The following is a 12,973-nucleotide window of genomic DNA, read 5'->3' on the forward strand; positions in this document are numbered from 1 at the left end:
CAGCGATGTCATGCTGTAGGACCCGAACCTCTGCCAAGGCGTCTTTCGTCCGATAATTTTCTTGGTAGGCCCAAAAAGCCAGCCCCATGACCGCAAGTGCCGCGCTGATATAAAGCACCGTGCGCATTGCTTAGCCCCTTCCCAATGTCGGCATGCCAATATCGCGCGGCGCCAGTGTTTCGCCCACCAGATAAGCCGGAGCATCGCTACGGATCGCAACACGTAGCTTTGCACTGCGTGAGCGGGGATTTTCCTCAAGCTCCTGCGCATCTGGTCCGATTGCTTTGCGGGACTTCAGGGTAAACGCAGGGGTTTCTTGTTCAGCCTCAGGTGCATAGCGGTTTGCATTACCCGTCGTGCCCGCACGCATTTGCAAAAAGCGCTTCACCATCCGATCTTCGGTGGAGTGAAACGTGACCACCGCCAATTTACCACCGGGCTTCAACGCCCGTTCAGAGGCCATAAGACCATGGTAAAGCGCGTCATATTCACCGTTCACCGCGATGCGGATCGCTTGAAAGCTGCGGGTCGCAGGATGGCTTTGGCCCGGCTTTGAGCGCGGCAGCTGACCTGCAATCAAGTCGGCAAGCTCAAGAGTTGTCGTAATGGGCGCCACAGCGCGTGCCTTCACGATCGCCTTTGCAATCCGGCGAGAGGCGCGTTCTTCACCATACAGAAACAAAACATTCGCTATTTCAGCTTCAGACCATGTCGCAATTAGATCAGCTGCCGAAGGTCCATCTTGGGCCATCCGCATATCAAGGGGGCCGTCCTTCATGAACGAAAAGCCACGTTCAGCCTGATCAAGCTGCATCGAACTGACCCCGAGGTCCAAAACAATGCCGTCTAGATTTTCCGCATAAGTATCAAGTTTGGCGAAATTTCCAGCAACCAGTGTCACGCGATCATCAGCCCACGATTTTGCCATCTCAAGAGCCAGCGGATCTTGATCAACGCCAATCACCTGCTCTGCACCCACCTCAAGGAGCCCGCGCGTGTAACCACCGGCCCCCAGTGTACCATCAAGCCAGACACCACCGACAGGCGCTACAGCCCCCAACAAAGGACGCAAGAGAACAGGAATATGCGGGTCAGCGGACGGTGTAGAAGCGGCGCCCATTGATTATTCCTCATCCCCATCAAGATAAACGGACGGGTCCAAATCTGGATCAAAATCCTCGTCGTCCAAAGCGAGGCTATTCTCAGCTGCGAATGTCTCGGGCATCCAAATTTCAAATGTGTCGTTGTTGGCGATGAAGTAGGCCTCGTTGGTAATGCCTAACTTTTCGCGCAGCTTGGGGGACAAAACAAACCGCCCCGTCTCATCAACGCTAAGCGTTACCGAGCGCCCACTGTAAAGGCGCGACAAAGCATGACGCTTTTTGGAGCCACGCGGTAATTTGCGAATTTTAGCATCAACTGAAGTCATACCATCCAAAGTAAACCCTTCAAGGAAGGCGCGCCGATCATCGCCGTAAACTAGGACAAACTCTGGCAACTTGCCATTTTCCCACGCGGGATCACCTGCCTCCAAGACACGCCGAAAGGGCGCGGGAATTGAGACCCTGCCCTTTGCATCCACCTTCTGGTGGTATTCGCCTCTGAACGCACGGACCATCGAGGAACCGGCTCCTGTTGCTACCTTGCGACCCACACACTGAAATGCGCGGCCCTTTAATTAAAAAGGCGGGCCGATCTGCTGCCACTGATCAACCCGCCTGTGCCCCTTTGCGGGGAAGTCCGACTGCGCGCGCCACCTGGGGGGGGATGTCTGCTCGCTCACGCGCCGGATCTCATTGATCGAAGAAGTGAGGCCTGTATGAAACCTTTTCGGTCGCCGGGTGGGGTTCTTAAGACGCCCCTTGAATGTTTACTCACCGCTTCGATAAAACTAGGAATACATGGGAATTTATGGGACGCAACAACTTTTTTTGAGCTAAAAGCCTTAAAAACCTAACAAAACATAAAGCAAACTATGATCTAGGCAGCGCCAACGACATCATCGTGTAGAATCAGCTACATATTAACACTAAATGTGGTAGCAGCATTATAATTTGAATAATTACCAAAAAATCCCAAACTTTGTCACTTTAGCTAAGAAAACCCGCTCTACTGCACCTAATTTGAACGATTACTATATAAAACTTGCGCTATTCAAACACCAAACACCCTATCGCTCCCATGATTTCCCACACAACGTTACCACACGCAGCAAAAAGGCGCCCCGAAGGAGCGCCTTAAACTTCAATCCAATTGAAGTGTTTGCCTAAGCCATACCGCCTTCGACAAGGCGTTCAGCCAATTGGGCATAAGCCTGCGCCATAGGGCTGTCACCAGCCGCGATGGGCGTACCAGCATCCCCGGCAAGCCGCGTATCCAGATCAAGCGGTAACGACCCAAGGAAAGGTGCGCCAATTTTCGCAGCCTCAGCCTCAACGCCCCCATGTCCGAACAGATACGCCTCATGGCCACACTCAGGGCAGATATACGTACTCATATTCTCAATCAGACCTAAAACCGGTGTGCGCAGATTATCAAACATATCAAGCGCACGTCTTGCATCCAAAAGCGCCACATCTTGAGGGGTGCTCACAACGATTGCCCCTGTCACTGCCGCGCGCTGGCAAAGCGTCAGCTGCACATCACCTGTGCCCGGTGGAAGATCAACGATCAATACGTCAAGCTTGCCCCACTCAACCTGCCCCAACATCTGCTGGAGTGCGCCCATTAGCATTGGCCCCCGCCATACAACCGCTTTGTCGGGGTCAAGCATCAGACCGATGGACATCATTGTGACACCGTGGGCGTGCAGCGGGATGATTGTTTTGCCATCTGGGCTGGCAGGGCGTTTTGAGACACCCAGCATACGCGGCTGACTGGGACCATAAATATCTGCATCAAGCAGCCCAACTTTACGTCCCTGTTTGGCCAGTGCGACCGCCAGATTTGATGACACTGTCGATTTTCCAACGCCGCCTTTGCCCGACCCAATCGCCAAGATGCGATCAACGCCGGAGACAGGCTTCGGACCGCCCTCTTGCTTTGTCGGGTGTCCGCCAATTTTCAGACTGGGAGGCGCGGAAGGTGCAGCTTGTGATTTGGCGGCGGGCTTAGATGGCCCGTGGGCTGTCAGCGCGGCGCTTACACTACTTATACCATCAACTTTACCAACCACCGCCTCGGCCGCGCGGCGCACACCGTCCATGCGCGCAGCGGCTTCAGGATCGGGGACTTCGATTACGAACCGAACGGTCCCTCCCTCAACACTTAAAGCGCGGATCATATCGCGCGACACCAAATCACCCCCATCAGGCAGCGTAAGAGATGACAGGGCTTTTAGGACTTCTTCTTTACTGGACATCAGTGGACCTTCCTTTGGCATCGGCTCATTGCGCGTTCCCTTCGGCAAATAACCCGTTCTGCAAAGATCACAAGCCATATCCACCGCCCCATTTCTCCTGATTTTCAGCTAGCGCTAACGGCACGTGGCAAAAGACCTCCGACGAGGCATTGCAAAAGACGCATAGCTGCAATGCAGCATTATGCGTTGTGCGAACGCAGCATGGCCCGTATCTAGGGGACAAGACATTCGAAGCATGGCTCGGCGGACAAGACGCCGGCAAAACTTACAAGGACAAAAGCAATGGCTTTTACAGTTAGCACACCATCGATCTTCCGCCCAACTTTCGCAGACATCCTGCGCGCAAAATTCGACGACGTAAAAACAGCGATCGCTCAGCGCCGCATGTACAAAGCAACTTTCAACGAGCTTGCGGTACTTTCAAACCGCGAGCTGGCAGACCTCGGAATTTGCCGCTGCGACATCAAACGCATCGCCCTTGAGGCTGCATACGGCGCCTAAGCGCTGATACGAGATCAGGACGCCCTTTCCTCCTCCCGGGGTTGTTCTGTAAAGAGGCGGCGATACCATCCTCCCTGGTATCGCCGCTATTTTTTTGCCTGTTTGTTTTTTTACGCAGGTGATTTTGCCATTTCCTTCTGAAGCGCTGTCGCTAATGTGCCGCAAATGTATAGTTTTATTCTGCCTTTCTTGGCCTTCGCCTTCGTCAGCTCTGCCACCCCAGGCCCCAACAACGTGATGCTGTTGGCATCTGGCGCAAACTTTGGTTTTCTGCGAACTCTTCCGCATATGTTAGGCATTTCAATTGGGCACTCGTTTCAGGTGGCGCTGATCGGGCTTGGGCTTTTGCAGCTGTTCAACGCATATCCTGCCAGTTTCATTGTGATGAAAGTTCTCAGCGCCGCGTATCTTTTGTATCTGGCCTACAAAATCGCAAATGCCGCCCCACCAGCAGATGCGAAACCTGACAGCAAGCCTTTTACATTCTTACAAGCGGCGGCCTTTCAATGGGTCAATCCAAAGGCGCTGTTCATGGCCATTACAGCGCAATCACAATACGCCCAGCCCGAACTTGCCATCTGGGGACCGATCGCAATTGCCTTCCTGTTCATGGCCGCAAATTTTCCTGCTGTATCCATTTGGGGGTATATGGGGGTGCAGATCAAATCCCTGCTAAGCACACCGCGGCGCTTGCGGGTTTTCAATTACGCTATGGCAGGCATTTTGATCGCCACACTCTATCCGATGCTCACAGCTGATTTCACCCTCTAGGTTTCAGCGTTGCTTTGGCTTCTGATCACCTATGCTGTCGCCAGCACAATCACGCCCGGCCCAAACAACCTCATGCTCTTTGCATCAGGCGCCAATTTTGGCCTTCGCCGCAGCATAAAGCACATCTTTGGCATCAGTCTGGGCCATGTGATTATGATTGGCGGCTTGGGTCTTTGGCTGGCACAAATCTTGGCGGTGATGCCTACAGCGCATACGGTGCTCAAAATCTGTTCCGCAATTTATATGACGTATTTGGCGTATAAAATCGCAACTGCTGCACTCCCAAGCCGCGTGGCAAGCACTGCTACGCCGCTGACGTTATGGCAGGCTGCCGCGTTTCAGTGGGTAAATCCCAAAGCCTGGGCGATGCATCTCAACGCGCGGACACTTTTCGCACCTCCAGAAGCTGGCTGGCTTGGGTTCCTCACTGTGATCATCATCATTCCGCTGATCAACACACCATGTGTCACCGTCTGGGCCGTGCTTGGCTCAAAAACGAAACGCTGGCTAAATGCGCCGCGCAGATTGCGGGCATTCAACATCACGATGGCACTCATGCTAATCGCCTCAATCTTGCCTATTTTGCGTGCAGGTGTGCCGGTTTAGCCCGCAGTATCCGCTCAAAAAGGCACGTCCCCCGCTTGGTCCTCTGCCACAATAAAGCGCGCAACGACTTTCTTAGCACCCGCTTTATCAAACTCGATATCAAGTTTGTCGCCTTCAATGCCCATTACTGTACCGTAGCCAAATTTGGTGTGGAACACACGGTCACCAGCAGTATGCGCGCTGACCGCTGTCGCATCGATCGTGATGTTTTTTGCCTCTGCAGGTTGGGTCATTCCGCGCTGCGCTGCGCGTGATTGAAGCCGCCGCCACCCCGGTGAGTTGTAGACATTGGCTGAGGCCGCTTCTTCATGCAATGTTGATTGCGGTGCGGCTGCGGCACCAAAACCACCGCCGTAAAGACCAGGCGGGGTCAACACATCAACGTGTTCTTCGGGCAGCTCGTCAATGAAGCGCGAGGGCATCGCCGATTGCCATTGACCATAAAGCCTACGGTTAGCAGCAAATGAGATCGTGCAAATCGCCTCTGCTCGCGTGATGCCGACATAGGCCAAGCGCCGCTCTTCCTCGAGGCCCTTCACACCGCTTTCATCCATGGACCGCTGTGACGGGAACAAGCCGTCTTCCCAACCAGGCAAGAACACCGCTGGGAACTCCAGCCCCTTTGCGCCGTGCAAAGTCATGATGCTGACTTTCTCGCCGTCTTGTTCGCTTTCGTTGTCCATGATCAGACTGACATGCTCAAGAAACCCTTGCAGGTTCTCAAAGCCTTCCAGCGCCTTCACAAGTTCCTTAAGGTTTTCAAGCCGCCCCGGCCCCTCGGGTGTTTTGTCGTTTTGCCACATCTCGATGTAGCCAGACTCTTCTAAGATAAGCTCTGCCACTTCAATGTGGCTGCGGCGTGCCTCAGATATCCAACTGTGCCAGCGGTCAAAGCCCGCTACGAACTTTTCAAGTTCCTTGAACCCTTTGCCCGTGATCTCCTTAGCGGCGACTAGTAAACGCGCGCCTTCAATAAGCGAAACGCCATTACTCCGCGCCGCCACTTGGATTTTCTGTTGGGCTTTGTCACCAAGGCCGCGCTTGGGCGTATTGATGATCCGCTCAAATGCCAGATCATCCGTCGGGCTGATCGCAAGGCGGAAGTAAGCCATCGCATCGCGGATTTCCATCCGCTCGTAGAAACGCGCCCCCCCAATCACGCGGTATGGCAGTCCAATGGTCAAAAAGCGGTCTTCAAAACCCCGCATTTGATGCGACCCGCGCACAAGGATCGCCATATCATCAAGGCTGATCGGGGCCTGCCCGCGCGTACCGCGTTGCATGGCCTCAACTTCTTCACCAATCCAACGGGCTTCTTCATCCCCGTCCCAATGACCAATAAGGCGTACTTTGTCGCCCTCATCGCGTTCGGTCCAAAGGGTCTTTCCAAGACGTCCCTTGTTGCCCGCGATAACACCAGATGCTGCCCCTAGAATGTGATGGGTCGAGCGATAGTTTTGCTCAAGCTTGACCACATGCGCGTTCTCGAAGTCTTTTTCAAAGCGCAAAATATTGCCAACTTCTGCGCCCCGCCAGCCGTAGATCGATTGATCATCATCGCCCACGCAGCAGATGTTTTTGTGCCCTGCCGCCAACAATCGCAGCCACATATATTGCGCCACGTTCGTATCTTGGTATTCGTCCACAAGGATGTATTTGAACCACCTTTGATACTGTGCCAGCACATCTGAGTGGGTTTGGAAAATGCTTACCACGTGCAACAACAGATCACCAAAATCACAGGCGTTAAGTGTTTTGAGGCGCGCTTGGTATTGCGCATAAATCTCAACGCCCCGCCCATCAAAGGCACTGCTATCGGCAACGGGCACGTTCTCAGGCGTTAGCGCACGGTTTTTCCAACCGTCAATCACCGTCGCAAGCGCCCGTGCAGGCCAGCGCTTTTCATCCAAGCCATCCGCCACAATAAGTTGCTTTAGCAGGCGGTTCTGATCGTCACGGTCCAGAATGGTGAAGTTGGACTTTAATCCTGCAAGCTCAGCATGTCTGCGCAACAACTTCACACAAATCGCGTGGAACGTGCCAAGCCACGGCATTCCCTCAACCGTTGAGCCCATTAATGCGCCAACACGGTCTTTCATCTCGCGCGCGGCTTTGTTGGTGAACGTCACCGCCAACACCTCGTTCGGGCGGGCGCGGCCAGTCGTTAAAAGATGTGCGATCCGACAGGTCAGCGCTTTGGTTTTACCTGTACCGGCACCCGCCAACATCAAAACGGGGCCATCAAGGGTCTCCACGGCCTGACGTTGCGCGGGGTTCAAGCTGTCCAAATAGGGCGCAGGGCGCGCCTGCATGGCACGTTGACTTAGCGGGATGCTTGCCGCCTCGAAGGCGTCATCTTCGGAAAAATCGCTCATGGGTAATTATGTAGCGCGGTTGCGCTGCGGTGAAAACCCATGTTCGCTCATTGTTCGCCGTACAGACGCATACCCAATTCTACGATGTTTACGGATTTACAAAAACGTCATAGAAGGTACTCAAATTGCTGCACTGCAACATGACTACACAAGGACGATCCCATGGCTGATTTCAACAAGATTCTTATTGCCAACCGCGGGGAGATCGCGATCCGAATTATGCGCGCCGCAAACGAGCTTGGCAAAAAAACGGTGGCGGTATTTGCTGAAGAAGACAAACTGGGGTTGCACCGTTTTAAGGCGGATGAAGCATACCGCATCGGCGAGGGTCTTGGCCCCGTTGCAGCCTATCTGAGCATTGACGAAATGATCCGCGTTGCTCTTGAGGCGGGCGCAGATGCAATCCACCCAGGCTATGGGTTGTTGTCGGAAAACCCTGAGTTCGTGGATGCATGCGCTGCAAACGGCATTAAATTCATTGGCCCCAAGGCTGACACGATGCGCGCTTTGGGTGACAAGGCAAGCGCCCGCCGCGTCGCCATTGACGCCAATGTTCCTGTGATCCCCGCCACCGAGGTGCTGGGCGATGATATGGCAGAGATCAAAAAACAAGCGGCTGAGGTGGGCTATCCGCTGATGCTTAAGGCGTCATGGGGTGGCGGCGGCCGCGGGATGCGCCCAATCTTTAACGAAGATGAGCTTGAGGAAAAAGTCCTCGAAGGCCGCCGTGAAGCTGAAGCCGCGTTTGGCAACGGCGAAGGTTATCTTGAAAAGATGATCACCCGAGCGCGCCACGTTGAAGTACAAGTGTTGGGCGACAGCCACGGTGAGATGTACCACCTTTACGAGCGCGACTGTTCTGTCCAACGCCGCAACCAAAAAGTCGTTGAGCGCGCCCCTGCCCCCTATCTAAGTGGCACCCAACGCGAGCAAATCTGCAACTTGGGCAAAAAGATCTGTCAGCACGTCAATTATGAATGTGCCGGCACTGTTGAGTTCTTGATGGATATGGACAGCGGCGAGTTTTACTTCATTGAGGTGAACCCACGCGTCCAAGTTGAGCACACAGTTACCGAAGAGGTCACAGGCATCGATATTGTGCGCGCGCAGATCTTGATCGCAGAGGGTAAATCCCTTGTTGAGGCGACAGGCGTGTCCACCCAGTATGATGTCAAACTTGACGGTCACGCCATTCAATGTCGCGTCACCACCGAAGACCCACAAAACAACTTCATTCCCGACTATGGCCGGATCACAGCTTACCGCGGTGCGACGGGCATGGGCATTCGGCTTGATGGCGGCACAGCTTATTCTGGCGCGGTCATTACACGATATTACGACAGCCTGTTGGAAAAAGTCACCGCTTGGGCCCCAACGCCGGAAGCTGCCATTGCGCGGATGGACCGTGCCCTGCGTGAGTTCCGTATCCGCGGCGTCTCAACCAACATTGCCTTTGTTGAGAACCTGCTCAAGCACCCGACGTTCCTCAGCAATGAGTACACCACTAAGTTTATCGATGACACGCCTGCGCTGTTTGATTTCAAAAAGCGCCGTGACCGCGCGACGAAACTGCTGACATATATTGCGGACATCACTGTTAACGGACACCCCGAGACAGTTGACCGCCCGCTGCCCGCAGCAGAAGCGCGCGCGCCCAAACCACCAGTGCGTATTGCGACAAACACACCGGATGGCACACGCACAATTCTGGATGCCCAAGGCCCGCAAGCCGTGGCTGATTGGATGGCGGCACAGAAGAACTTGCTGATTACAGACACGACCATGCGGGATGGGCACCAGTCTTTGCTGGCAACACGCATGCGCTCAATTGATATGATCAAAGCGGCACCAGCCTATGCGCAAAACCTATCCGGGCTTTTCTCAGTTGAATGTTGGGGCGGTGCGACTTTTGACGTGGCCTATCGTTTCTTGCAGGAATGCCCATGGCAGCGTTTGCGTGACATCCGCGCACAGCTTCCAAATGTCATGACACAAATGTTGCTGCGCGCCTCGAACGGTGTCGGCTACACAAACTACCCCGACAACGTGGTTGAATTCTTCGTCAAACGCGCCGCCGCCTCTGGTGTTGATGTATTCCGCGTCTTTGACAGCCTAAACTGGGTCGAAAACATGCGCGTCGCGATGGACGCGGTTATTGATGCGGGCAAAGTGTGCGAAGGCACTATTTGCTACACAGGCGACTTGCTGAACCCAGAGCGCAGCAAATACGATCTGAAGTATTACGTTGATATGGGCCAAGAGCTGAAGGCCGCAGGCGCGCACGTGCTGGGTCTGAAAGATATGGCAGGGCTTATGAAGCCCGCATCAGCGCGTATCTTGATCAAAGCGCTCAAAGAAGAAGTCGGCCTTCCGATACACTTCCACACCCATGACACTGCAGGCATGGCAACTGCGACAATTCTTGCAGCCGCCGAAGCGGGTGTAGACGCCGTTGATTGTGCGATGGACAGTTTCTCAGGCAACACATCCCAAGCAACATTGGGATCAGTCGTTGAAGCGTTGCGCAACACAGATCGCGACACAGGCCTTGATATCAAAGCGATCCGCCAGATCAGCGATTATTTTGAAGCCGTGCGCGGACAATACGCAGCATTTGAAAGCGGCCTCCAAGCACCAGCATCCGAGGTATATCTGCACGAAATGCCCGGCGGTCAGTTCACCAACCTCAAAGCACAAGCCCGCAGCTTGGGCCTTGAAGAACGCTGGCACGAAGTGGCGCAAATGTATGCAGACGTGAACCAGATGTTCGGCGACATCGTTAAAGTCACACCGTCCTCTAAGGTGGTCGGCGACATGGCTCTGATGATGGTCTCCCAAGGGCTTAGCCGCGCAGATGTGGAAAACCCTAAAAAGGATGTCTCATTCCCCGACAGTGTGATCGACATGATGAAGGGTAACTTGGGACAACCCAAAGGTGGCTTCCCTGATCTAATCGTTTCCAAAGCGCTCAAAGGCGACAGCCCGAACCTTGAACGCCCCGGCAAACACCTCGCGCCTGCCGATCTTGAAGCAGAACGCACGTCAGCAAGCACGGCCTGTGGTGGCAGCAGTATCGATGACGAAGACCTTGCGGGGTATCTGATGTATCCAAAAGTCTACACAGATTACGCGACACGCCACGATATGTACGGTCCCGTTCGCGCCCTGCCGACGCCGGTGTTTTTCTACGGCATGGACGTAGGCGATGAAATCACAGCAGAGATTGACCCAGGCAAAACTCTGGAGATCCGCCTGCAGGCGATCGGCGACACCAACGAAGACGGTGAAGTAAAAGTATTCTTTGAGCTAAACGGCCAGCCGCGCAACATTCGCGTGCCAAACCGCGCCATCAAAGCGACCACCTCCGCCCGCCCCAAAGCAGAGTTGGGCAACGCGGACCACATCGGCGCCCCCATGCCCGGAGTTGTCGCAAGCGTCGGCGTAACCGTTGGCCAAAAAGTCAGTGAGGGCGATTTGCTTCTGACAATCGAAGCAATGAAGATGGAAACAGGCATCCACACCGAGCGCGACGCGGTCATCAAGGCTGTTCACGTCACTGCTGGGGGTCAAATTGACGCCAAAGACCTTCTGGTTGAGTTCGAATAACCCGCCACCTCAACGTACCAACCCACAGCCAAAGCCCCGCAAACCTTTGTTTTGTGCGGCTTTTTGCTGCGCCATGACTGCAGGCAACACCCTTCGCAAAAGCATTTACAAAAAAATGTCATATTTAGTAATTTTCGCCTTGCAGCCACCCCGTGAAAATCCTAAGTCAGGCGCACTAACGGATGCGGGCGTAGCTCAGGGGTAGAGCATAACCTTGCCAAGGTTAGGGTCGGGCGTTCGAATCGCCTCGCCCGCTCCAGCTAGCCGGTTTTACCCAAGCCGGACACGAACAAAGGTCGCTTTAATCGGCGGCCTTTTGTGTTTCTACTGGGCAGTATTTGGCTGATCGTAATTGGTACCCGCTGAAACCCCAAAGTCGCACCTCGTAAAAATCAGTAACGCTGATCTTTCGCGCTGTGCCAAAACCGCCTAGAGCCTTTCACACCATCACAGCGGAGATGAAATGATGCGCACAAGTAAAGTTGCCCGTAAAACAGCTGAAACGGATATTTCTGTTGAACTGACCCTCGACGGCACTGGCACCTATGACAACCAGACTGGCGTTGGCTTTTTTGACCACATGCTGGATCAGCTTGCGCGTCACGCCTTGATGGACATGACTGTGCGCTGTTCTGGTGATTTGCATATTGATGACCACCACACAGTTGAAGACGTGGGGATCGCAATTGGACAAGCCCTGAATGAGGCGTTGCGCGACAAGCGTGGCATCAACCGTTACGGTGAATGCGCGCTTGCCATGGATGATGCCCAAGTACGCTGCGCGCTTGATCTGTCTGGCCGCCCCTTCTTGATCTGCAATCTCGATATGCCCACACAGAAAATTGGCACGTTTGACACCGAACTGGTGCGCGAGTTTTTCCAAGCGCTTTCGACCCATGGCGGCATCACGTTGCACATCGATCAAGTGCACGGCTTTAACAGCCACCACATTGCCGAGGCCGCGTTCAAAGCAGTGGCCCGCGCCCTGCGCAGCGCCATGGAACAAGACCCCCGCAAAGCGGATGCGATCCCTTCAACCAAGGGTATTCTATAAATGCGCACTGTCCTGATCGACTACGACAGCGGCAATCTTCATTCGGCACAAAAAGCGTTTCAGCGCATGGCGCTGGAGCGTGACGCAGGCGAAGTAATTGTCAGTGACCGCGCTGAAGATGTAGCCAGTGCAGACCGCATTGTCCTACCCGGTGACGGCGCTTTTCCCGCTTGTCGCAGCCAGCTTTTTGAACGCTCTGATTTGTTTGAGGCGCTCAACGAGGTTGTCACGCAAAAAGCTCGCCCGTTTATGGGCATTTGCGTCGGCATGCAGCTGATGGCGAACCGCGGCTTTGAATACGAAGAAGTAGACGGTTTTGGTTGGATCAACGGTGATGTGAAACGCATCGCTCCAACAGATCCCAACCTAAAGATCCCGCACATGGGTTGGAACGAATTAATCATCGATACCCCCCACCCCGTTTTGGATGGTGTCACAAGCGGCGACCATGCCTATTTTGTGCACAGCTATCAAATGGAGATGCACAGCATGGGCGAACGTCTGGCCCATGTGGAATACGGCGGTGATGTAACGGCCGTTGTGGGCACGCAAAACCGTCTCGGCGTGCAATTTCACCCCGAGAAATCACAAAGCGCGGGTCTGCGCATGATCGGTAACTTTTTGACGTGGGCTCCGTAGCCTTGGCCCCGTAAGCCAATCAAAAGATCCAGTTGCTGAAAGTAGAAAAGCCCAAAGGTT

The 12,973-nt window shown here is 54.2% G+C and carries 10 protein-coding genes and 1 tRNA gene; 7 read left to right on the forward strand and 4 right to left on the reverse strand.

All coding sequences use genetic code 11. The features are described from left to right. Nucleotides 1-130: 130 nt before the first annotated feature. The 3 genes from rsmH to ACTF5M_RS00015 form a co-directional block, all read right to left on the reverse strand. Nucleotides 131-1,120, reverse strand: coding sequence for a 16S rRNA (cytosine(1402)-N(4))-methyltransferase RsmH (gene rsmH, locus ACTF5M_RS00005; protein ID WP_438959076.1), 990 nt, complete (start codon nt 1,118-1,120; stop codon nt 131-133). 3 nt (nt 1,121-1,123) lie between these two features. Next, complete coding sequence (mraZ, locus tag ACTF5M_RS00010; RefSeq protein WP_438959077.1) at nt 1,124-1,618, reverse strand: division/cell wall cluster transcriptional repressor MraZ; 495 nt, start codon at nt 1,616-1,618, stop codon at nt 1,124-1,126. Nucleotides 1,619-2,266: 648 nt separating this feature from the next. Beyond that, on the reverse strand, nt 2,267-3,361 hold the full coding sequence (locus ACTF5M_RS00015; protein ID WP_438959078.1) for an Mrp/NBP35 family ATP-binding protein: 1,095 nt from the start codon (nt 3,359-3,361) through the stop codon (nt 2,267-2,269). Between the two features lie 282 nt (nt 3,362-3,643). Here ACTF5M_RS00015 and ACTF5M_RS00020 point away from each other — a divergent pair, with 282 nt between their 5' ends. The 3 genes from ACTF5M_RS00020 (at nt 3,644) to ACTF5M_RS00030 (ending at nt 5,239) form a co-directional block, all read left to right on the forward strand. After that, nucleotides 3,644-3,862 (forward strand): DUF1127 domain-containing protein, encoded by a 219-nt coding sequence (locus ACTF5M_RS00020; protein ID WP_438959079.1) that lies wholly within the window; start codon nt 3,644-3,646, stop codon nt 3,860-3,862. Nucleotides 3,863-4,027: 165 nt separating this feature from the next. Continuing rightward, on the forward strand, nt 4,028-4,633 hold the full coding sequence (locus ACTF5M_RS00025; RefSeq protein WP_438959080.1) for a LysE family translocator: 606 nt from the start codon (nt 4,028-4,030) through the stop codon (nt 4,631-4,633). Nucleotides 4,634-4,642: 9 nt separating this feature from the next. Then, a complete protein-coding gene (locus ACTF5M_RS00030; RefSeq protein ID WP_438959081.1) occupies nt 4,643-5,239 on the forward strand; it encodes a LysE family translocator in 597 nt (198 codons plus the stop codon). 14 nt (nt 5,240-5,253) lie between these two features. Here the strand turns inward: ACTF5M_RS00030 and ACTF5M_RS00035 are convergent, their stop codons facing one another. Next, nucleotides 5,254-7,614, reverse strand: coding sequence for an ATP-dependent helicase (locus ACTF5M_RS00035; RefSeq protein WP_438959082.1), 2,361 nt, complete (start codon nt 7,612-7,614; stop codon nt 5,254-5,256). 162 nt (nt 7,615-7,776) lie between these two features. Between ACTF5M_RS00035 and ACTF5M_RS00040 the strand changes: the two genes are divergently transcribed. The 4 genes from ACTF5M_RS00040 to hisH all read left to right on the forward strand — a co-directional run bounded on the left by ACTF5M_RS00040 (nt 7,777) and on the right by hisH (nt 12,913). Continuing rightward, nucleotides 7,777-11,220 carry a pyruvate carboxylase gene (locus ACTF5M_RS00040; protein WP_438959083.1) on the forward strand — a complete coding sequence of 1,148 codons (3,444 nt, stop codon included), beginning with the start codon at nt 7,777-7,779 and terminating at the stop codon, nt 11,218-11,220. Nucleotides 11,221-11,404: 184 nt separating this feature from the next. Further along, nucleotides 11,405-11,479, forward strand: a tRNA-Gly gene (locus ACTF5M_RS00045). Nucleotides 11,480-11,686: 207 nt separating this feature from the next. Continuing rightward, the gene (gene hisB / locus ACTF5M_RS00050; RefSeq protein WP_438959207.1) at nt 11,687-12,274 is read left to right on the forward strand and encodes an imidazoleglycerol-phosphate dehydratase HisB; all 588 of its coding nucleotides are present in this window, start codon (nt 11,687-11,689) and stop codon (nt 12,272-12,274) included. After that, nucleotides 12,275-12,913, forward strand: a complete 639-nt coding sequence (gene hisH / locus ACTF5M_RS00055) for an imidazole glycerol phosphate synthase subunit HisH (RefSeq protein ID WP_438959084.1) — start codon at nt 12,275-12,277, stop codon at nt 12,911-12,913. It begins immediately after the preceding gene. Nucleotides 12,914-12,973: the final 60 nt, after the last annotated feature.

Origin of the sequence: Nereida sp., assembly GCF_965655635.1 — a bacterium.
GTDB lineage: Bacteria > Pseudomonadota > Alphaproteobacteria > Rhodobacterales > Rhodobacteraceae > Nereida.